This is a genomic window from Amycolatopsis coloradensis, assembly GCF_001953865.1.
GTDB lineage: Bacteria > Actinomycetota > Actinomycetes > Mycobacteriales > Pseudonocardiaceae > Amycolatopsis > Amycolatopsis coloradensis.
This window is the reverse complement of sequence record NZ_MQUQ01000011.1, coordinates 64,603-86,902: the sequence shown is the minus strand read 5'-3', so window position 1 is coordinate 86,902 and position 22,300 is coordinate 64,603. Positions and strand designations below refer to the sequence as shown.

General features: G+C 68.2%; 14 protein-coding genes and 1 pseudogene. 4 read left to right on the top strand and 11 right to left on the bottom strand.

Annotated elements, in window-relative coordinates; genetic code table 11:
• Positions 1–880: 880 nt before the first annotated feature.
• Together BS329_RS20695 and BS329_RS20690 are read right to left on the bottom strand one after the other, a co-directional pair.
• On the bottom strand, positions 881–2,350 hold the full coding sequence (locus BS329_RS20695; protein ID WP_076162895.1) for a trypsin-like serine protease: 1,470 nt from the start codon (positions 2,348–2,350) through the stop codon (positions 881–883).
• Between the two features lie 42 nt (positions 2,351–2,392).
• Positions 2,393–3,943 (bottom strand): S8 family peptidase, encoded by a 1,551-nt coding sequence (locus BS329_RS20690; RefSeq protein ID WP_076162982.1) that lies wholly within the window; start codon positions 3,941–3,943, stop codon positions 2,393–2,395.
• 233 nt (positions 3,944–4,176) lie between these two features.
• Here BS329_RS20690 and BS329_RS20685 point away from each other — a divergent pair, with 233 nt between their 5' ends.
• The gene (locus tag BS329_RS20685; protein WP_076162894.1) at positions 4,177–7,020 is read left to right on the top strand and encodes an ATP-binding protein; all 2,844 of its coding nucleotides are present in this window, start codon (positions 4,177–4,179) and stop codon (positions 7,018–7,020) included.
• A gap of 534 nt (positions 7,021–7,554) precedes the next feature.
• Positions 7,555–7,986 (top strand): DUF6892 domain-containing protein, encoded by a 432-nt coding sequence (locus BS329_RS20680; RefSeq protein ID WP_076162893.1) that lies wholly within the window; start codon positions 7,555–7,557, stop codon positions 7,984–7,986.
• A gap of 5 nt (positions 7,987–7,991) precedes the next feature.
• On the opposite strand, the pseudogene BS329_RS42690 reads toward BS329_RS20680, so the two are convergent.
• The 3 genes and pseudogenes from BS329_RS42690 to BS329_RS45200 all read right to left on the bottom strand — a co-directional run.
• Positions 7,992–8,291: pseudogene (locus tag BS329_RS42690) on the bottom strand (IS5/IS1182 family transposase); the annotation flags it as partial.
• Between the two features lie 7 nt (positions 8,292–8,298).
• Positions 8,299–8,559: a hypothetical protein gene (locus BS329_RS20675; protein WP_076162892.1), complete on the bottom strand. Its 261-nt coding sequence runs from the start codon at positions 8,557–8,559 to the stop codon at positions 8,299–8,301.
• A gap of 398 nt (positions 8,560–8,957) precedes the next feature.
• Entirely contained in the window at positions 8,958–9,818 is an 861-nt protein-coding gene (locus BS329_RS45200) for a helix-turn-helix domain-containing protein (protein ID WP_158075818.1), read from the bottom strand.
• Between the two features lie 84 nt (positions 9,819–9,902).
• On the opposite strand from BS329_RS45200, the gene BS329_RS20660 reads away from it, so the two are divergent.
• A complete protein-coding gene (locus BS329_RS20660; protein ID WP_076162889.1) occupies positions 9,903–10,814 on the top strand; it encodes a phytanoyl-CoA dioxygenase family protein in 912 nt (303 codons plus the stop codon).
• A 5-nt stretch (positions 10,815–10,819) separates the two neighbouring features.
• On the opposite strand, the gene BS329_RS20655 is transcribed toward BS329_RS20660, so the two are convergent.
• From BS329_RS20655 to BS329_RS20635, 5 genes are read right to left on the bottom strand one after another with little or no spacing between them, the layout of a single operon-like run.
• Positions 10,820–12,604, bottom strand: coding sequence for a bifunctional metallophosphatase/5'-nucleotidase (locus BS329_RS20655; protein WP_076162888.1), 1,785 nt, complete (start codon positions 12,602–12,604; stop codon positions 10,820–10,822).
• Positions 12,605–12,615: 11 nt separating this feature from the next.
• Entirely contained in the window at positions 12,616–13,956 is a 1,341-nt protein-coding gene (locus BS329_RS20650; RefSeq protein WP_076162887.1) for an ABC transporter substrate-binding protein, read from the bottom strand.
• 17 nt (positions 13,957–13,973) lie between these two features.
• Entirely contained in the window at positions 13,974–14,816 is an 843-nt protein-coding gene (locus BS329_RS20645) for a carbohydrate ABC transporter permease (RefSeq protein ID WP_084750006.1), read from the bottom strand.
• 12 nt (positions 14,817–14,828) lie between these two features.
• Positions 14,829–15,779 carry a carbohydrate ABC transporter permease gene (locus BS329_RS20640; RefSeq protein WP_244197235.1) on the bottom strand — a complete coding sequence of 317 codons (951 nt, stop codon included), beginning with the start codon at positions 15,777–15,779 and terminating at the stop codon, positions 14,829–14,831.
• A 22-nt stretch (positions 15,780–15,801) separates the two neighbouring features.
• On the bottom strand, positions 15,802–17,139 hold the full coding sequence (locus tag BS329_RS20635; protein WP_208619240.1) for a glycoside hydrolase family 36 protein: 1,338 nt from the start codon (positions 17,137–17,139) through the stop codon (positions 15,802–15,804).
• A gap of 98 nt (positions 17,140–17,237) precedes the next feature.
• On the opposite strand from BS329_RS20635, the gene BS329_RS20630 reads away from it, so the two are divergent.
• On the top strand, positions 17,238–18,920 hold the full coding sequence (locus BS329_RS20630) for a beta-N-acetylhexosaminidase (protein ID WP_076162885.1): 1,683 nt from the start codon (positions 17,238–17,240) through the stop codon (positions 18,918–18,920).
• 35 nt (positions 18,921–18,955) lie between these two features.
• On the opposite strand, the gene BS329_RS20625 is transcribed toward BS329_RS20630, so the two are convergent.
• On the bottom strand, positions 18,956–22,270 hold the full coding sequence (locus BS329_RS20625; protein WP_076162884.1) for a DUF5107 domain-containing protein: 3,315 nt from the start codon (positions 22,268–22,270) through the stop codon (positions 18,956–18,958).
• Positions 22,271–22,300: the final 30 nt, after the last annotated feature.

Sequence of the window (22,300 nt, the reverse complement as noted above, 5' to 3'; positions counted from 1 at the left end):
TCGGTGGGCGGTGGGGCAACCTTCGTGGCAGCCATCCCTCCGATTGCGCGTTATCGCCGGATAACGCTCAATCAGGAGAGGTTCGCGCTATGCGAAAATCGTGAAGATGATTGTGGGGATGCTCGTGGACGGAGTCGGCGCGGTCGCGCGGTGTACGCTGCCGTGGCTGGTGTCATGGCACCAGCCACCTTGGCACCGAGTTCGGCTCAGGCAGCCCAAGTCAACGCCGACAGCACGGGCAACGTCAGTGTACGGTCGGCGTATGTATGCGGAGATGCCCCCGGGCCGGGTGCGTGGAACGATCAGTGTCTCGACGTAATCGGTTCGGGTGTGCGTGTTCAGTCCGCTAAAGGTTATCTTGTGTCGACATCCGCGCCTTGCTTTCCTGTGGAGATATGTGGTGTCGATGTACGGATTCTCGGTGTCGAGCTTGGAGGCTACGACTTCGAGCGGAAATGGCGGAATCCTGATTGCGGATTGGGTTCGCTCGGCGTGCAATGTCGCAGAGTTCGTTGACACCTCAGTGCCCGTTGTAGTCGAGGCCTGCATGGGCGTCCACCGCCGCGAGACGGGCAAAGCCGCCCCGAATCACCCTCTGTCCGACCTGAAGTTTTCTCGAAAAGTGGTTCGAACACGCTGCTTGCCACAACTCTGGCCGCGTGACCTGTCCAACGGCAACCTGGGTCCAGGGCCGAACCGCTACTCGGCGCGCCCGCCGTCACGAGGACAGCACTTCTGCTTTCGCAGGGCCTGGGCCCTGCCCGTCTGGCCTATTGACCGCACGCCGACGCCCGCGGGGTTGGACACGGGCTGCGGAGCCCGTGGTCCTCGGGGCGACCACGGGCTCCGCAGTTCCGGCGAGCAACTTACGGCACGAACGTCATCGGACAGTGAGGGTGTAGGTCGTTGTCCCGGTATTGCCGACGCTGTCCGTCGCGGTGATGGAGACCTTGTAGGTGCCGCGCTGATACGGCCCCATGACCGTCATTCGCGAGGTACCGCCCGATTTGACGGTCTGCGGAGTGAAACTCGGCGGGTAGGGCAGACCGGTGGCGCTGAGCCGGATGGAACCCGTACCGCCGGTGACGGTGATCGTCGCGTTGGCGTAGCCGCCGGGCGGGACTGTGCCGGTGCCGGGCGAGGCGGACGGTCTCGGGCCGTCGACGGTGCCGCCGTCTCCGACCGTGAGCGTGAACTCGGCGGTCTTGGCCCCGGAGGTGCCCGTGGCCGTGACGATGACCTTGTAGATGCCTGCCGGGGTGCTCGCTGCGGTCTGCAGGGTCAGTTTGGCGACTTGCCCGGCGTCGACTGTCGACGAGGGCTGGAAGGTGGCGGTCGTTCCGGTGGGCAGGGCGGACGCGCTCAGTTCCAGCTTCTCCGGGCCCTGGTCGCCCGCCGTGGTGGTAACGCTGGTGGAGACGTGCTTGCCAGGCTCGGCCTTGCCGGCCGACGGTGACAACGCCATACCGAACTTCCCGTCGCCGGGTTGGGTCCCGCCGATCTCGGCACGCGCCCAGTCACCCATCGCGTTGGTCAGGCGGGCCATGATGCTGTAGCGGTCGCAGGCGCTGGAGCCCCACGACGAGACGCCGACGACGACACCATCGACGATGAACGGGCCACCGCTGTCACCCGAGCAGTCAGCGGTACGCCCGTCGTTGTAGCCGGTGCACACCATGAGGTCGCCGTTGACCCGGATGTCGAAGACCTGGCAGCCGGCGGGGTCGTTGACCGGCATGGTGGTCTTGCGGAGTTCACCGGAACCGCCGCCCGCCGACGTCTTGCCGTAGCCGAGGGAGGTGCCGGACTTGCCCGGCTGGGTGAGCGCGCTGTCCCCGGAGCCTGCCACCTTGGCCCACTGGCTCTCCGGCACCGGGATGTCGTCGACGGTGGTGACCACCGCGACGTCGTAGCCGGTTCGCCAGCCGCCGGAGCCGGTGTAGCCGGGGTGGGTCTTGAACGAGGCGACGGCCGTGCGGAACGTCTCGTCGCCCGGGGTGTTCAAGTCGTCGTCGCCGTAGAAGTAGCTCTTGGCGCCGGTGGTGTCGACCATGCAGTGCGCCGCGGTGAGGATCTTGCGCTTACCGACGACCGAGGCGGTGCAGGACTGCCCCTGCGGGCCGCCGCCCCCGACCCGCATGCCGGCGATGACGAACGGGTACTCCTTCACGGTGGTGCGTTCCCCGTTGACGATCCGGGTTCCCCAGTCTCCGGTGCGGAGTTGGTCGGTCGGGTTCGCGGCGACACTGACCTTGTCGGGTGGCGCGGCGGCAGCGGTGGTGTTCAGTACCGGCAGCGTCACTGTGACGAGTGCCGCGGTGATCGCTACGGCGAAGCGTGGTGTTCTCATCATTCTCCTTACAGGAAAAACGGGGACGTCCGTCTATTTCGGTCAGAACTTGATGGACCAGCCCGTGAGCGTGCCGGTATCGAAGCGGTAGGTGTCGCGAACCGAGAGCCGCCACGTGCCGTTCGCGTCCTCACGTGACGCGTCCACGGTGAAGCTTTGGTGTACACCGCCGGATTCGCCGACTCCGCCCGCGCGCTTGAGCGGGTAGGACGCCCCACTCGGTCCGGTCAGGTCGATGTCGAGGTCCGCGGTGTAGGGGTGATCGATGTCGACCCGGACCGCCAACGCGGCCGACGCCTTGCCCTGGCAGGAGTCCTGGCTCACGGGAGTGTCCACTGCCGGACCCGCGTCGGGGATGGCCACGTCCTGGTCGTTGCTCTTCACCTCGCACTTGGACGGCGTTCCCCCGCCGATGTCGCCGACGTAGAGCACCTTGTTGGGCGAGTCGGTCCCGGGATTGGTGATCAGGTCCGGGCTGGCGCTTCGCGCCAACGCGTCGCTGACCTGCTGCGGGGCCGCGCTGGGGTTCGCGGCCAGATACAGCGCCGCCGCGCCCGCGACATGCGGGGATGCCATGGACGTACCGCTACCGGTGCGGAACTTTCCGGTGTGGTCACTGGAATAGATGTTGCCGCCCGGAGCGAAGAGATCGACACAGCGACCGTAGTTCCCGCCGCGGGTGCGGTCTTTGTTGAACCAGCCGACGGTGAGCGCCTCGGGAACACGCGCGGGGCTGACGCCGCACGCGTCCTGACCGTTGTTCCCCGCGGAGACCGCCACCACGATCCCCTTGGCCACCATGGCTTTGACCTGCTCGTCGCCGACGCCGGCGACGTCCATGCCCAGACTCATGTTCACCACCGCGGGCCGCACGGCGTTCTTCGCCACCCACTCCATCGCGCTGACGGTGGCCGAGTCCGGGCCGGAGCCCTTGCAGTCCAGCGAGCGCACGGCCACGATCTTGGCCTTCTTCGCCACCCCTACCGTCGCCCCCGCGATCGTTCCCGCCACATGCGAGCCGTGCCAGTAACAATCACTCGCGTCGGTGTCGTTGTCGAGCGTGTCGTAGCCATGGCTCGCCCTGCCTTCGAACTCGGGGTGCTGGGCGTTGACCCCGGAATCGATGACGTAGGCGGTCACCCCCTCACCCGAGTTCGGGAAGGCGTACTTCTTGTCCAAGGTGGTGGTTCGCTGGTCGATCTGGTCCAGGCCCCACGAAGGCGGGTTCGGCTGCTCTCCCGCCGCCCTGGTCGTGCCGTCCTGGTGTACGGATTTGACCGACGGATCGGCGGCGAGGCGCCGCGCTTGCCGCTCGGTCAGGTTGCGGACCGCGAAGCCGTTCAGGGTGACCGAGTAGGTGTCGGTCACCTCGCCGCCGTAGCGCCGACTGAGTGCCACGGCCTGGCCCTCGGCCGCGGCGCGGGCGCCGTTGTCGAGAATCACGATGTACTGTCCGGGGTAAGGATGTCCGGCCTGCGCAACGGCCGTTTCCGCCTGTCGCGCCGCAGCATCGCCCGTCGCGGTCGCCACCGTGACCACGGCGACCGCGACGGTGAACAAGCTCGAGAACAATCGTTTCCCGCGCTCCTGCATGGAGTCCTCCATCATTCGTTCGAGCGGCCATTGACAGGGACTGGGGACAGCAGGCCGCTCGGGCATCCACTTTTCGGCGTGGGCGACGGGGAAACAAGCGTGGTCGGGACCCGTATGCGTACGGAATCCTGGTTACGCATACGAATGCGCGTTCCCACGGGGTTACGTAGCCCTGGTGCCCGACCTACCCTGTAGGACAGTCCTTTTCGCATGATCACGGGCAGGAGCGAGGCATGGGTCATGGTGGCGCGAGACCGCTTCTACTCCGTTCCGGCTCGGCGCCGATGGTCGGCCGGGACGCGGAACTGGCCGTCCTGCTCGACGCGGTGGAACACGCACCGTCGGTTGTGTTCGTGGAGGGACCAGCCGGGGTGGGCAAGACCAGATTGGTCGCCGAGTTCGCCGCGGCCGTCCGCGCCCGGGGAGTGCGCGTGCTCGTGGGTGCGTGCCAGCCACTGCCTGAGCCGTTCCCGTATGGAGTGCTCTTCGACTGCCTCAGCCAGTGTGGTGACCACCTCGACGACCCCGGCCCGGTGACCGGCGCCCTGCGCGACCACCTGCCGGAACTCGCCGGGCTCCTGCCGCCCGCGCCACGTGCTCTCGGCGACCCCGACGCCGAGCGGCATCGGATCTTCCGCGCCGTGCACGAACTGCTCCGCTCCCTGGGAGCCACCGTGCTCGTGCTCGAGGACCTGCACTGGGCGGACGAGGAGACACGGTGGGTACTGCGGTTCGTGCTGGCGAGCCCGCCGCCGGGCCTGTCGATCGTGACGACATACCGCCGCGAAGACCTGCCCACCGTGGCCCCGTTCGGTTACCCCTCGCACGTCCCGCACGGGGTCACCGGCGTCAACCTGGTCCTGGGGCCTCTCGGCGTGGCGGACGTGCGCGCCATGATCGACGCACTCGTGGCGGAGGAGGTGACCTCGGACCGGTTCGCCGAGGCCGTCCTGCGCGAGACCGCCGGGATCCCCTTCATGGTCGAGGAAACCGTCCGCGCACTGCGCGACCCGACAGTGGACGTACGCGCGGAAGGTGACCGCGCCCAGCTGGTTCTGGACCGCATCGATGTGCCAGTCCCGGTGTCGGACGCGATCGCAGAGCGGCTGGGAAATCTGCCCGACGCCGCGCGGTCCGTCGCCGAGGCCGCCGCGGTTCTGGGCGTCCCGGAGACGGCCGATGTCCTGAGCGCCGTGGCGGACCAGCCAGAGGTGGCACACCTCATCAGGCTGACGAAATCCACTGTGCTCGTGGAGGAACCGGCGAACAGGTTCGGTTTCCGGGACAACCTCGCGCGGCGCGCGGTGTGTGCGTCACTGCCCGGCCCTCGGCGACGAGAGTTGCACGAACGCGCCCTGGCCGCGCTGTCGACCCTTGACCGGGTACCAGCCGGTCGTCTGTCCGTCCACGCCAAGGCCGCAGGCAGGAAACGTGAATGGCTGCGCTACAGCGAACTGGCCGCCGAGGCCGCGGAGGATGTCAAGGACGTGGCCCTCGCGGTCGACCTGCTGTCGGAGGTGTTGGCCGATCCGGAGATCAGCGTCGAGGACACCAACCGGCTTGCCATCAAACTGTGCGGCTACGCCTTGATGGGATTGCCCGGCGGGGTGGTGACGACGCGGGTCGAGAGCCTGTTGTCGGACCCGAGGCTCGCCCCGGACGTCCGGGGCGAGGTGCACCTGTGGTTCGGGCTGCTGCTGCAGCGCGAGACCGGGACAGTGGACCGCGGCGCCGACCAGCTCGCCCGCGCCATCGACCTGCTCGCCGACCAACCGCAACGCACCGTGCGCGGGCTGGCGGCCATGGCAGGCCCGTACCTGGGGACCGCGTCCATCGCCGAGCACCGAACCGCGCTCGGCCGGGTGGAAACGATCACCGACCACCTGCCCACACAGGCCCTGCGGACCGTCCTGCTGGCCACGACGCTCGGCGGGCGGCTCATCATCGGCGACTCCAGCACCTGGGAGCGCGTCGCCCAGCTGCCGTCCCCGTCCGAGGTGCACGACCCCGACGAAATCCACCACCTGGCCAGGGCGCACTGCAACCTGGCGGACGCGTGCTCGTGGATCGGGCACTATCCGCGAGCGCGGAAATTCTTGCGCAGCGGGATCACCTTGGCCGAGCGCGCCGCCGCCTCCTACGTGCTCGGCACCGCCGAAGCCACAGCCGTCCGGCTCGACTGGCTCGACGGACAATGGTCGGGCCTGGAACAGCGGATCGACCGTTTGGTCGAGACCTACGCCAACCTGCTGCTGACCACCGACCTGAACCTCACGCGAGGCTGGCTGGCGGCCGCACGCGGCGAATGGGCGCGGGCCGAGCGGGCTTTCGAGGCGACGGGCTCGTACCCACTCACCCAGGTGTTCCCGGTAGGCGTCTCGGCCGCCGGGGGCATGGCGGGCATGCTGCTCAGCCAGGGCAAGGTCACCGCGGCGGAAGAACACGTGGAACGCGGCGTAGGGATGCTCCGGAGCAAAGGCGCGTGGGTGTGGTCGGGCGACCTCTTGCCGCAAGCCGTGGACTTCTACCTGGCCATGGACCGCGTCGACGCCGCGCGTCGGCTTGTCGCCGAGACCATTGTCGGTCTGGGGGGTGTGGACGCCCCGCTGGCCCACGCGGCGCTGACCGGCTGTCGCGCCCGGCTGGCGGCGGTGACGGACGATCGCGGGGAGGCGGACAGGCTCTATCGGGAGGCGATCGGCCTGCATCACGACCTTGGTCTGCCGTACCGGGCCACCCAGCTCGCGGAGCAAGCCGAGGACGGAGCCACCGCCAACGTCACGGTGCTCGAAGTACTCGCCGAGTCCTACGAGTCACTCGGGGCGACGGTCGACGCCGCCCGCTGCCGCCACCGCATCCGCGGTGCCGGCGTGGCCACGCCTTCCCGGCGCGGGAGGCGCGGCTACGGCGATGAACTGTCCCCGCGCGAGCACGATGTCGCTCGTCTCCTCGCAGGCGGCCACACCAACCGCGAGATCGCCCAGGCATTGTTTCTGTCCCGCCGCACCGTCGAGGACTACGTCGCCAAGGTCTGCCGCAAACTGAACGCACCTTCCCGCCACGACGTCCGCCTCTGAACGCTGGCGCTCCGAAGTGGACGGTCGTGACGCCAACCCCGACGCAGGTAAGGCCTTCTCGCCAGGCGTGCGGGTACTACCCAGACTAACGACAAACGCCACCTCACCTCGCTCCTGCTCTGGACGGTGATCACCAACGGCGACTACCGCGGGGCGATCGGTTCGCGAGCCTGACACACCGACTGCCCGAAGGACCGTTGTATCAGCCTCACCGATATGCGGGGCTTACACCGAAGCCACTCTCGGTCTTCGTGCGCAGCTAAGCTTCCATCCCCCGGCAGTACTACAGTCCTGTTCGAGTCGATGACGGATCCGAAGCCTTACTCGGGATATCGGCTTCGCGCAGAGGACGCCCATCCAGCGGACTTTCCGATGAAATCATCCGGGACGAAGTGGCGCACGAGGAGATCGGCGGTCGCAGCACGCCGCTCGCGTCCACTTCTGTTGGCCCCGGCGCCCCCCGAGACCCCACAACGAGCGTCGAACCACAGGGATCTGCCCGGATTGTCGGAGCGGTCTGGTAGATCATGGGGCATGTTCCGCGACTTCAACTTCAAGCTGCTGGTCATCGACAAGCTCATGTACCAGGACAAGCTCATCCAGCCCCGTTTCCGGATCGCCGACATGCTCCACGCCAAGGGCGCCACCGGCGACCTGTGGAAGTACCTGCGCGAACAGGACCTGCTGTACACCGTCCTCGAGGAAGCCCGCCAGTGCTTCACCGATTTGGAGATCACCCCCGACCAACTGGCCACTGTGGAGGAACTGACCACTGACGGCGGCTTGGAGATCTACCACCAGTGCTCGCCGTTCTGGGACGGCGAGGACGACCTCTTCGACGTCACCTCCCTGGACGACTTCGCCCTGCTACCCAACCTCCGCGTGATCTACGGCGGCGACGAGGCCATGATGGCCGCCCCCGGCGCCGAGGACATTCTCAAGGCCCGCGGAATCGCCGTGGAATGAGCTTTTTATCGTGGTTGACGGCGGGTCTCGATGTGGTGCAGGACGAGGATGGCCGCGATGATCGCGGTGGCCCGGCGTGGGCAACGACGGAGTTCGGCCAGGACTTTCCAGCCCATGAGCGGTGGGACGGCGCGTTCGCCGTGCGCGCGGATGCCAGCGTGGGCACGGCTGACCGCCTTCTGCACGCGTGACCGGTGAGGGCGCGCGGCGTGGCGCTTGAACGGGGTGCGAACCGTGCCGCCCGCACCCTGGCCCACCTTGCCGGCGAAGGCGGTGACGTCGTTGGTGGTCAGCATGTCGATCACTTGGAGGTCATGTCCAGTCGTTCAAGTACCGCATACCCACCACTACCCCGATGCAGAACACCATCCCCACGATGAACAGCACCCGACGCTTACCGTTGGCTTTCGTGCCGCTGGCTTCCGCCGACAGGAAGTACCCGACGAACGCGCCGAACACCACCCCGACGGCACCCGTCGTCACCGGATTCACCCAACCGACATCAGCGTCTTCGCCGGAGCCGAACCACGCACCCATCGCACCGAAGAACAGCGCCGAGACAACGGCGATCACTCCACCATGTTCCGCCACCCAGCGTCTGCGCCGGTGTCGCTGCTCCGACTGGACGGCCTGTTCATCGACTGCACCCGACATGCCCGCCTACTTCCCGATCCCGTCGCCCCTCAAACCGCGCGGAGATTCGCGCTGTCGTTCGGGTTGCCGATGGCCCTGACGCGGGACAGCGGCACGAGCACCGCCTGTCCTGCGGCCGCACACCTCCGCGTTGCCGGCGCGGGACAGTGACCCGGTGGAGTAGGCGAAGATCTCGACATACTTCTCGCGACCGGTCATCAACAAGTGCCGCCGCACAACGATGGTGTTGGCACCAGCGAGGTAGGAGAAGCGTCCCCTGGTGGTCTCCTGCCTGCCAGGGTCGGTGTCGAGGGACGCCCGCACTGATTTCGCACACGTCAGTCCCAACCGGAAACCTCGCCGTTGTGCCGGTAACTGCTCGGCGGCAGGCCGAACTCGCGGCGGAACGCGCGGCTGAAGTGGAACTGGTCGACGTAGCCGACGGTGCCGGCGACCGCGGCGACGGACATTCCCGTGCCGGTCAGCAGCCGAGCCGCGCGGTGCAAGCGGCGGGTGCGCACCTCCCGCATGGGGCTGTGGCCGGTGGCCCTCGCGTAGAGGTGACTGAAGTGCGACGGTGACAGCCCGGCGGTGGCGGCGAGCGAGTTGAGGGTATGCGGGGCCTCCGGTGTATCGGCAATGAGCTGCTGCACGCGGGCGATACGCGGGTCAGGGCCTGGCGGTGCGGCGGGAGCGCCGGCGAGGTCGGCCAGGCGCACGATTTCCTCGAGCGCGCACATGGCGAGGGCCTGCTGTTCGGGGCGGGTGGCGAAAGCCGGGAGGTGGACCGGCGACGGCGGGATGTGATCACCGGTGAGCCGGGCGTAACGGCGGAGCCGGTCGAAAGCGGCGTCGATGGCCTCCGCGGCGCCACTCGCGGCCGGTGTCAGATGGCGACTCGTCCCGAGCCAGTTTCCTTGTGGTGCGCGGAAATGTGCCCACAGCAGCGACCATTCCGCGGCGTCGGGGGCGACTCCATAGGTGTGCCGCACGCCGGGTTCTATCAGCACGAGCCGCCCCGCGCTGGTGGTCAGGGCCGTGTCCCCGTGGTGCACGGCCCCGCGCCCCCGCGTTGTCCACATGAGCAGCCAGCTCGGCGAGCCGGTCGGCCGAATCGCCTCGACGCGCTTGGTGAAGGTGCTCTCTCCGATGACGAGCAACCCGGCCGGAGGCGAGGGCGTCGTAGCAGGATCTGTCATCTTCCAGGCAGGTTCAGCCATGTCCGCGATGTCCCGCCCTTCCTACAGTCGAAACCGTCGAGACCCCCACGACGGAGGCAGAACATGGAGCAGTTGATCGATTCCAGCGACATCGCCGACGACGTCGCGGCACTACGGGAGCGCATGTCCGAGGACGGCTACCTCTACTTCCCTCGCCTGCTGCCCAGCGACTACGTCACCGGTGTTCGCGCCGACATCGCGGCCGTGCTCCACGACAGCAGGTGGCTGGCCTCCGGCACCGCGCCGCACGAGCTGCGGGCGTCCGACCGGGCGCTCGAGGAGGGCGAGTCCACCTTCTTCGGCATGTACTCCGCCGTGCAGGCGACGCAGTCCTTCCACGAGCTCAGCGAACGGGAGGAGCTGCGCGGCCTGGCTCAGCGGCTGCTCGGCGAGGAGGTCTTCTGTCACCCGCTGCACATCGCCCGCATCACGGCGCCGACGCCGCGGGCCACACCCACGCCCGCTCACCAGGACTACCGCCTCATCCAGGGCGCGGTCGACACCCTGACGATGTGGATCCCCCTCGCTGACTGTCCCTCCGACGCCGGCGGGCTGGAGGTCCTCGCGGGGTCGCACAAGCTCGGCGTGCTCGGTGTGTCCCGGGCGGAGGGCCCCGGCGGGGTCACCGCGCAGGTGGCGGGCAGCGGCGTGGACGGCTGGCGCAGCACCCACTTCGGCCAGGGGGACGTGCTCATGTTCACCAGTCTCACCGTGCACGGGGCCCGCCCCAACCTCAGCGACCGGCTGCGGTTGTCGGCGGACATCCGGTGGCAGGCGAGGTCGGAACCGGCCGCCTTCATCGACGGCTACGAGCCGTTCCGGCCACACTTCCACCCCGACGTGCCCGACTGGCCCACCCTGACGCGGGGCTGGACCTCGACGACCAGCATCGAGATCCCGGAGGGGCTGACCTATGTCCGCAAGTTCGACTCGATGAGCGAACACGTGCCAACCCCTCCGTCCCGGTTCAGGTGAGACAATCAGCTTCCAGGTGCGGGCCGGACCCGGTCGAGCTTCGGCGGCCGGACCGGCGACCTTGCCGCCATGTACCCCCGGAGCGCGTCCGCACCGGAGTAGCTGCTCCGATTCTGTTTCCTGGCGTCGAAAAGCGCCGTGAAACCGGGTGTGGCGTTGCGGGCGAAGAAGTTGTTGGCCAGGGTCGCGATCCGGTACTCGCGGTCGGCCTTCACCGGCTTCCCGTTGATCCGGATCTTCTTGATGTCGACGTGCTGCCCGAGCGGGGCGCCGGGGTCGTAGGTGTAGGAAACGTTGCCGGAAACGGCCATGTGGCGATACGTCACGACACCGTCGGCCCCCCGCTGCCATTGGCTCTCGATCAGCTCGTCGAGTTTCTTGCCGGTCACCGTCCCGCGCACGACGGCCGGGCCGATGCCGTTCTCGTAGACCGTGCCGAAGACCAGCTCGGAGAACAGCACCCGTCCCGGCGCGTCCGCGGGATTGGCTGGATTGGGGGCGAAAGGTATGTCGTGCAACAAGATCCCCGGCATCGCGACCGCGAGATCGGCCTGTCCGTCCTTGTTGGCCGCCCAGAGGAACGCATCGGCGGTCACGTTGCCGAGCGTGGACTCCTCGTCGGTGCCGGAGGTGCGGGTGAGATCGCCGGTGACCGTGGCGACCCGCTGGTCACCCCGCGCGGGGAGCCGGTCCTTCCAGTACTTCGCCATCCGCTGCACTTCGGGATCCGGTGCGACATCACGGGTGTTGGCGTGGCTGACCGACTTCGTCCGGTCTCGGCGGACATCGCCGGTCGCCGGGTCCAGCTCCAGGTTGATCTCGTTGATCAGCCTGCCGTGGTTCGCCGCATCCACCACCGGGCGGGGATTACCGGCCGGGTCGGGCAGCATGCAGTTCACCAGCGCGTGCCAGTGCCCGCCGACGATGGCGTCCACCGCCGGGCTGATCTGCTCGTTCATGTCGGCGAGCGGGCCGAACGGTGCGGTGCAGTCGTTGTACCCCGCCCCGTTCGCTTGCGAAAACCCTTCGTGCACAACGGCGACGATGGCCTGGACACCCCGACCGCGCAGCTCCTCGGCGTAGCGGTTGATCGTCTCCGCCTCGGGCAGGAACTTCAGTTCGCTCGGCCAGTAGGAGAGCTGCTCTTGCGGCGTGTGGGTGGTCGTGGCGTGGATGAATCCCACCGGGAGCGTGCCGCCGCGACCGTCGTCGACCTGCCGCACGTGGTACGGCATGACCAGCGGCCGGCCGGTGGCTTCGTTGAGCACGTTCGCGGAGTAGTAGTCGAAGTCCGCGCCCTGGAAGCGTTTCCCGGTCGAGTCGGTGAAGCAGAGGTCGCGGTCGGGGCGGCCCTGGCAGGTGCCCTCCATCATATGCTCGAGATAGGCCGGTTTCCGGTCGATCTCGTGGTTGCCCACGGTGGAGAACTCGACGCCGATCATGTTCATGTACTCGATCGTCGGCTCGTTCCAGAACCACGCGGTCTCCGGCGGCCAGCCGGAGAAGTCGTCGCCCGCGGAGAACAGTACGGAGTTCTCCGGTGCGCGCAGCCGGTCGAGGTGCGAGGCGAGATATGCCCCGCCACCCACGGTTTTCGCGGGCTCACCGGCACGCGAGCCGGGCACGGTCGTGGTGTACTCGCCGAAGTAGCCGTGCAGGTCGGTGATCGACAGCAGCTGCACGGGCACCCCGGGCGCGGGCTCGGCCGTCGCGGCCGGTGCCAGTGAGACGGCCAGCGACGCGGCGGTGGCGATCGCCGCCGCTCGCCATCTCTTGGGTGACGCGGACATGGCAGACCTCCTTACTTCTCGGGTTTGAGCAGGGCGTTGCCCTGCTTGACAGCCTCCCCGGCGGCGTCGGGGACCTTGACCGATCCGAGGTACATGTCGTTGAAGATCTGGTTGATTTTGGGTTCCGCCGCGGCGAAGCCGGACACGATCGGGAAGTTCACCGTCTTGCCGCGCGCCTCGTCCAGGAACGGCTGGGTGTCGATGCCCTTGGCTTTCCAGTGCTCGACGTAGCGCGGGGCGAGGTCGTTGATGGCCGGGAAGACATAGCCGCCCTCGGCCATGATCGCCTGCGCCTGCGGGGTGGCCAGGAACGACACGAGCTGTTTGGCCTGGTCGGGATGCTCGGTGCGGGAGTAGACCGCCTCGCCGAGGCCGTTGATGATCACGACGCGGCCTGCCTTGCCCGCGGGAAGCGACGCGGTGCCGATCGGGAAGGTCGAGCCAGGGGCGACGAAGGGCAGCAGCGCGTTGTTGGCCGGGAAGACCGCGACCTCGCCACGCTGGAACATCTCGGTCGCACGGCCCGCCGGCGGGTTGGTCTGCTCGGCGGGCGGGGACACGTGCCACTTCTCGATCAGGTCGACGCCCCACTGCAACGCCTCGACCGAAGCGGGCTCGTTGAAGTTGAACGTGCCGTAGGGCTTGGTGATCGTCGTGCCGCCGTTGCTCGGGATCCAGTTCAGCCACTGGGTGCCCGAGTGGTTCCAGGAGGCGAAGCCCCACCGCTTGACCTTGGCCGGATCGAAGCCGGCTTCATCGGGGTGCTTGCCGTTCACGTCGACGGTGAGCTTCTGCATCAGCGGCAGGAACGTTCCGGATCCGTCGGGCGCCCAGGTCAGCGGCTCGGTGGGCATCTCGACGCCGGCCTCGGCGAAGACCTGCTTGTTGTAGAGCATCCCCGGTACGCCCCAGTCCTTGGGGACGGCGTACATCTTTTCCTTGTAGGTAAAGGAATCCACCACGTTGGGGTGGTACTTGTCCTTGGCGAGGCCGGACTTCTCCACGGCGTCGGAGACGTCCATCAACGCGCCCTTCGTCGCCAGTTCGGGGAAGTTCGCGGGCGTCATCCAGAACACGTCGGGCGCGGTGCCGGAGACCATCTCGGTGACGAGCTTGGTCCAGTATTGGTCGTAGGGCTGAAGCTCGATCTTGACATCGATGTCGGGGTGTTTGGCCTTGAACGCCTCGAAGACCTTCTCGTAACCCTTCTGCTGCTGCTCGTCCCAGATTCGGTAGGTCAGTGTCGTCTTGCCGTTGCTGTCGCCGCTGCCGCCGCAGGCGGCGACCAGCCCGACCAGCGCGCCGACTGTCAGCGCGCTGAGCATCTTCCGCCGGAAAGTCGAGAACTTCATGGGGACACTCCTTCGTGTCACTTGAGTCCGGTCAGGGCGACCGACCGGACGATGTAGCGCTGGAAGAAGACGAAGACGAGCAGCATCGGCAGCAGCGTGAGCAGGCTGCCCGCCATCATCCGGGTGTAGTCGATGCCGATTTCCGAGCGCAGGGCGGCGATCGCGACGGTGACCACGCGGGTGTCCTCGCTGCTGGTGATGATCAGCGGCCACAGGAAGTTGTTCCAGGACGAGATCACCGTGACGATCGCCAGCGTGGCCAGGATCGGCCTGCTCAGCGGCAGGATGATCCGCCACAGGATGGTCAGGTGCCCCGCGCCATCCACCCGCGCGGCCTCCTCGATCTCGCGCGGGATGCTGCGGAAGAACTGGCGCATCAGGAAAATCCCGTACGGCGTCCCGAAGACGTACGGCGCGACGAGCCCGTACCAGCTGTTCACCAGATCCAGCTCCCGCATGATCAGGAACAGCGGGATCAGGGTCACCACGTTGGGCACCATCAGGGTGGCCAGGTACAGCCAGAACAGCGAGTTGCGACCCCGGAAGTCCAAGCGCGCGAACGCATACGCCGCCAGCGTGGTGAAGATCAGCTGTCCGACGGTGAGGACGGTGACGAAGATGAAGGTGTTGAGGATGGACTGCGCGAAGTCCGAGCCCAGCAGCGCGCCGAGGTTCTCCAGCGTCGGCGAGGACGGCGGCGCCCACGGTGCCGCCTCGAAGAGTTCACCGCGCGGTTTCACCGCGGTCGAGACGATCAGCCAGTACGGGAAGACCGACATGGCCGCCCCGATGATCAGCGTCGCGTAGAGGGCGGCGCGGCGGGAGGGCCGCCGCCGCCGGGTGGTCGTGGTCGTGGTCACGGTCGGCCCCTCTCAGGTCAGGTCGTAGGTCGTGGTGCGGTTGAAGTACCGGACCTGCGCCATGGTGACCGCGAGGATGATCAGGAACAGCACCATCGCGATGGCGGAGGCGTAGCCGAAATCGAACTGCCTGAACGCGGTCTGGTAGATCGTGTAGTTGATGACCTCGGTGCTGGTGCCGGGACCGCCGTTGGTCATCACGAAAACGGTGTCGAAGACCTGGAACGAGCCGATCACGTTGGTGACAAGGACGAAGAACAGCGTCGGGCGCAACAGCGGCAGTGTGATCGCGAAGAACTGCCGGACCGGCGACGCCCCGTCCAGCATGGCCGCCTCGTAGAAGTCCTTCGGGATGGACTGCAACCCGGCGAGGAAGAACAGCATGTTGTAGCCCGCGAACTGCCACACCTGCGTCGCCGCCACCGAGGGCAGCGCGAGGCCGGCCGAGGACAGCCAGCTCGGCCCGTCGATCCCGAAGATCTCCAGGAAGGAGTTGACAGCACCATTGGCCGGGTCGAAGATCCAGCCCCACACCAGGCCCATCACCACCGGCGTCGCCATCCAGGGCAGGACGAACAGCGCGCGGAAGATCTTCACGCCGCGCACTCGCTGGTTGAGCAGCAGCGCGAGCACCAGGGCCAGCACCGTCTGCACCGGGATGGTCAGGACCACGTAGGCGATGGTCACCAGTAGCGAGTGGCCGATCCCGCCGTCGGCGAAGAGCCGCTCGTAGTTGACCAGCCCGACGAACTCCGGCGTGGCCAGCAGCTTCCAGTCGAACAGGCTCAGCCCGGCGACGATCAGTACTGGCAGCAACAGGAACGCGACGACGCCGAACAGGCTCGGGGCTACAAAGGCATACGCCGTCAGGGTTTCCCGCGCCCGCCGACGACGTCCCCGTGGCGGCGCCGGCCGGGTCGAGACCGGTGGCGGCGGGGTCGGCACCGTGAGGACCTGAGCCATGGCGAACTCCCTTCCGGAGAGATCAGGCAGGACCGGTTGACGGCGTGAGCAGCTCGCGGGTGCGCGTGGCTCCCCACTCGTCGAGGTCGGCGAGGCGATCGCTCGAACACCTCCACCCACCGCTGGAGGCCACGTGATCCGCCCAGCCGGCGCGGTCTTCCACGCGCGGAGACACCAGCAGGCAGTCGGGATCGTTGACCCACAACCGGCCGTGCATGAACTCCCGCGCGGCCCCGGCCAGCCGCGCGCCGAGCTGCGAGGGCTGACTGACGTCCCCGGACTTGGGTTCGACGGCGACCGCGGTGTCCGGGCTGACCCGCATGGCGTCGACGAGTCCCACACTGGGCAGCATCGGTGCGCCGCAACCGAGAACGGTCGAGTCCGGCCCGACCGCCTCGCGGATGATCCGCATTCCCGCCACGTAGGCGTCGTGCCCCGACACGTCGGCGTGCCGCCGGCCGGGATGCGCTCCGGCGTAGCTGTAGTCGATCTTGAAGAACGAAAACCCGGTCGCCACAAGGGAGCTGAACACGCCGCCGAGATGCTCCGCCGCGTCCGGGTGCGTCACGTCGAGCACCGCGATGTCCCGGTCCCACTCGCGCATCACGGGCGTGCCCCGCACCAGCCAGTCCGGATGTTCGGTCGCCACCCGGCTGTCGGCGGCGACGAAGAACGGCGTCAGCCAGATGCCCGCGCGCCGCCCGGTGTCGGCGACGCGTTTCGCCACTCCTTCAAGGGATCCGAAGCCCGGCCGGATGTCGAGCCAATCCCCGATCGCGCTCTGGTAGCCGTCGTCGAGCTGGATGATCTCCAACGGCAGCTCCAGTCGTTCGGCATGCACCAGGGTGTCGGCGATGTCCTGCTCGGTGACCTTGTTCCAGTGCCCGTACCAGCTGCTCCACCCCGGACCGAGCGGACGGACCGCCGTCACGCCACCGCCGGCCGCCACTTCCTCGGCCCAGGCGGCGAGCGCGCGTGGGAGGTCGGCGTGCTCGGTCTCCCGGACAGCGCCAAGGCTGGAGACGACGAGCCGGTCCCCGAGCGCCTGCACGCGGATGGAGGGGACTTCGGCGGAGTGATCCACCGCGGACCACGACCGCACCGGGCCGCCGTCGCCCGGGTCGATCACGACAAGTCCCTCGCCCTGGAAGCCGGATTCCGGCATCGGCCGGTCGAAGCGGAAGCAGCTCGCCGCGATCTGCGCCGAGGACGGCCGGGGCGAGGTCGTGTCACCCGGGTAGGTGCCGGTGGGACTCCAGGACTGCCAGCCCTGCTCGAAGACGCGTGCCCGGGCCGGCACGCAGGCAACCTCGGCGATCGGGAGGTACATCGGCGTCCCTTCGTGGTGATTTTCGTTCATTTATGTGCATACTAGCCTCTAAATGAGCAATATCTGTTGACTATAAACGAGTACTGAACAGAAAAAAACATTTGCGCGCAAACAGGGAGGCAGCGATCATGAGCCACGACGACGCGCGAGAGCGGGCGGCGCACCTCGTTCCCCAACCGCATTCGGTGGTGCTCGGCGCGGGGGTGCTCCGGCTTCCGGCCGAACTCCCGGTGCGCCTGGACGTGCCGGCGGAGGAACGGGCCGCGGTCCTGCGGGCGATCACGCTGCTGCCCATGACCAGCAAGGTCGTCGCCGAACCCGCAGGTCTGCAAGTGCTGCTCCGCGCGGGCGCGACTCCTCCCGAGGGTTTCGTGCTCGACGTGACCGAGGCCGGAGTGACCATCACCGCGGCGGACCGTTCCGGTGTCGTGTATGCCGTGCAGACCCTGCGCCAGCTCCTTCCCGACGCCGCTTACCGGCAGGCCGCGCCGTCGGACATCCGGTGGGTCGCACCGGTCGTCCGCGTCGAGGACAGCCCACGATTCCGCTGGCGCGGAATGCTCCTCGACGTCGCGCGGCACTTCCTGCCCAAGCGGGAGGTGTTGCGCCACCTCGGCCTGATGAGCGCGCACAAGCTGAACACCCTGCACCTGCACCTCAGCGACGACCAGGGCTGGCGGGTGGAGAGCCTTCGCTTCCCGCGCCTGCACGAGGTCGGCAGCTGGCGGGTGACGAGCCAGGTCAGCCACTACTCCGACGAGGTCGTCCACGACGGCACACCGCACGGCGGCTACTACACCCGCGACGACCTCGCCGAGATCGTCGCCTACGCGGCGGATCGCGCGATCACGGTCGTCCCGGAGATCGGCGTTCCCGGCCACACCGGCGCCTTGCTGGCCGCCTACCCGGAGTTCGGGTCCCCGTCCGTGCCGGATCGCGCGGTGCACCCGAACTGGGGTGTGCACGACGCGCTCCTGGCTCCGTCGGAGCGGTCCCTGGAGTTCCTGCGCCTCCTGTTCGACGAGCTGCTCCCGCTGTTCCCTTCCCCTTACGTGCACGTGGGTGGTGACGAGTCCGTCCTGCGGGCGTGGGACGACGACCCGGTGGTGCGTGCGTTCGCCGACAAGCGGAGGCTCTCCGGGAGCGCCGAGATCTTCGCCGCCCTGATGGCCGAAGTGCGGCAGATGCTGGCTGAGCACGGCAAAACGCCGGTCACGTGGGACGACAGCTTCGCCGCGCAAGGAACCGCCGCCGACGCGGAATCGACCACCACGCTGGTCATGGCGTGGCGTGGCGCGGAGGTCGCCCGCCGGGCGGCGGCAGCCGGTCACGACGTCGTGCTCTCGCCGGTCATGCCGACCTACTTCGACTACTTCCAGGAGGCCGACCCCGGCGAGCCACTCGCGATCGGCGGTCCGGTCACCCTCGGCGACGTCGTCTCGTGGGAGCCGATCCCGCAGGACTGGTCCGAGGACGAGAGTGCTCGTGTGCAAGGGATCCAGTGTCAGATGTGGACCGAGTTCGTCGACGACCCACGACTGGTCGACTACCTCCTGTACCCGCGAACGTGTGCCTTCGCGGAGATCGCTTGGGGCTCCCGCACGCAGGATCTCCACCGGCGGCTGCCCCGCCACCTCGACCGGCTGGCGGCGGCCGGAGTCGAGTTCCGCCCGCTGACCGGCCCGGCGCCGTGGCAGCGCGGCGGCACCGGTCGGCGAGCCCATCGCGCCGGGGTTCCGATGGCCGAGCGCCTCGCGAACTACGCCGACGCGGCCGCGACCGGAACCGTGGCGGATATCCCTGACGTGTGAGGAATTCCGCGCGCGGTGGCGGTGCACAGACGCCGTCACCGCGTCGGATTCCGGATCGATCGGGCGAGGTCCAGCGCGTCGACGTGGTGCGGCTCCTCGACCAGCAGCGCGGCCAACCGGTCACCCGCGCGTGCGTGCTGCCCGCCGAGAATGTCGAGCTGTGCCCGCAAAAACGCTACTCGGCGCAGCTGCGCGGCGGCCAGGTCCTCGGTGAACAACAACATCGACGGCAGCGAAGTCGCGAAGTAGTCCACGGTCGCCGGGCTCGCCTCCACCGTGTCGCAGAAGGCGCGCAATGCCTCGGTGAGCCGGTCGGCTTCCTCGGTGCGACCAAGCCTGCGCAGCGCGAGCACCGAAGAGTAGGTCGCCTCGGAGTAGGGCTGGGCGCTCATCCCCAGGAAGTCTCCCTGCTGCGCGGCGGCTAGCTCCCACGCCGCCCGGTCCCCGAGCACGTCACCCCGCATCAGGTGCAGCTGCGCGGTGTTCGCGAGCGGATGCCTTGCCTCGCTGAGGGATTCCGGCGGCGCGAACGCGTCGTCCACTGTGGATTGTGAGCGGCACAGCCGGTCCCACACGCGCAGCACGTCGCCCTCACCGCCCTCCCACGGTTGGAAGGTGCGGCCGAGCAGCAGTTCGCGGGCCTCGTCGAGCCGGTCGGCGGTGATCAGCAGGTGCGCGAGCTCAATAGTGGCGTCGTCCCGCGTCTCGACCAGGGCGCGGTTCCGCAGGAGCCAGTCCAGCCGTGGCCCGGGCGGCACGCCGCGCCTCGCGCTGAGCTGGTCACGCTCGAAGATCAACTTGGCGTCGTCCCCCGCGACGGCGAGCGCGGAGTCGTAGGCCGCGCATGCCTGCTCGGCGTCACCGAGATGGTTGAAGGCCGCGAGCCCCAGATTCCGCCACACCACGGGGTCATCCGGGTCGATCACCGCTGCGGCGTTCCAGGCCGTGCACGCGTCATCAGGGCGTCCGTTGGCGTAGAGCCAGTGTCCGAGCAGCGCGCGAGCCCGCGCGTCCGTGTCGTCGGAGTTCGCCGCACGTTCCAACGTCAACGCGTCGTCCAACCGCGAAGGAAAACACCACGTCGCGTCGAGACTTTGCGCTCTCTCAACGGCTTCACGCGCCTCGTGGTCTCTGCCCAGCCTGCGCAGCACCTCGGCTCGGTGGTACTCCAGCAACGGCCCGGCCGCTGTCTGCCCGATGGCGCGAGAACCCTCCCGCTCGCGGGCGACGTCGAGCACCCGCAGTGCCGCATCGTGCTCACCAACGCCGACGTACTCCAGCGCGATGTCAAGGCAGGTCTGCGCGTCCGTCGTGAGAGGCAGGCCAAGCAGATCGCGCGTCCACCAGTCCAAGGGATCAAGCGCACGGGTGACTTCGGCAAACTCTGCCGCTTGACCGTCTTTTCCGTTACGGCGCAACACGATCACCCGGAGAGCACGGGCTTGCAGGTGCTCCGGCTCGGTGCGCAGCACATCCTCAAGCCTGGCCAGCGCTTCCCTGTTCCGCCCGTGTGCGGCGTCGATACGCGCCATGCGATAGCCCGCCGGTGCCCGCCACGCACGCGCCCAGGAGCTGGAACCGTATACGTCGTAAGCCTCGTCGGCCCGGCCGAGTCGCTCCAGCACGAGACCGAGGCAGTACAGCGCGGTCGTGTCGACCGGGTTGGGGTTCAACGTCGTCAGCCGGGAAACGGCCACCCGTAACAATTTCTCCGCCTCGGCGAAGTCACCACGCTGATACGCGCGCCCAGCGAGCCCGACCTTGGCCGCGACATGCGCGGGATCGCGGCGCAATGCCTCACGCCAGTACGGCTCCGGCGAGCGCGTCGCGTGCCGGTACTGATCGAGGTGCGCGCCGATCACGGACAGCTCTTCCACGGTCGGCACGTCCTCGGGCGCGGCGGGCTCGCGTGCCGGGGTGACTTGATCGTCCGCGCTGGGGACCAGGGAATCCCACTCCACCAACAGTTCGTCACCGTGGAGGACGCGCAGCACGAGTCGATCAGCGTGCCGCGTCAGCGGGATGCTCTCCTGGAAGGGCTTGCCCGGCGCGATGTCGGCGCGCACCTCGGCGACCTCGGCCCCCGTGCCGTCGACGAGCGACAAGCGGCATCCGGGGCGGTCAGCTGTCACTGCGACTCCGACCCGCGCACTCGTTCCCTGGAGGTCCACTCGCACCGCGGCGTCCACGGTTGCCGCCTGCACCGGACCGATCTCTTGAATCGGATACCAGAACTGGGAAAACACCTTCGTCTCCCCGGGCGCGATGAAGGAGAAGTCCGGCTGGTTGTCGGTGAACACCCCGGCCATCAATTCGACATAGGCCGAACCGTCGTCGGTCAGATTGCGGCCCCACGCGTCACCGAACTCCGAAGCGCCCCAAGTCCACTGCTTCTTCCCGACAGCGATCTGCCGATCGGCGACGTGCACGAACCCGGCCCGCGCGGCATGGTCATAGCCGCCGAAGAACGTTTCCTTACTGCCAACACACATGTACGAGGTCGGCACCGGGATGTTGCGATACCAGTCAAGGCGGTCCCCGCGGACCTGCACGCCACCGGCGGCCGTGTCGACCTCGTCGTGCCGGGCCGGGTAGTCGACTCCGTAGTAGGCCCGATCCGCGGCGGGGAAGCCGGTCGTCGCGCGCTTGGCGTGATCGGCGACCACCCGCACGTCTCGTGGGAAGAACGACTGGTAGTTCTCATCCGCCCGCGCGGCGATATTGGTCCACCACAAGAACGTCCGGGTCCGCTCGCCGCGGTTGTACAGCCGCACCCGCAGCTCCAGGACGGCGTTGTCGGGCCGCATCCGGACGCCGTGCATCCCCTTCATCCGGTCGAAGGGGTCGTGGTCGGAGCACCACACGGTCACGGCGCCATCGGCCTCGTGCTCGATCTCGACGTCGGTCGGCAGGAACGTGGCGGGGCGATGGTGCTGCGGCCAGTTGAACTCGACTCCGCCGGAGACCCACGGGCCGGTCAGGCCGACGAGAGCGGGCTTGATCACCGGGTTGCGGTAGAAGAAGTCGTAGTTTCTGGTGCGGTCGAAAGCACCATGGATGCGGCCACCGAGCTCGGGCAGCACCATCAGCCGCAGCCAGCGGTTCTCCAGGTGCACCGCGTCCCACTTCGCCGGGGCCTTCACCGGGCTGATCCGGTCATGGAACGGCAGTGGATACACCCGCCCGGAGGAGCCCTGATAGACGCGCCGGTCCAGGTAGGCGGGATACCGGTCGGGCGCCTCGGGAAGGTAGCTGTCGATCATCACCCCCGCCCGCCACGCCGCGACCCCGGCCTCGGCGTGCTCGGCGGGGCGGGACGGCAGGATCAGCGTCGATTCACCCTGTGACATGCGGCAACGCTATGCCCGGGCACCCGTTCG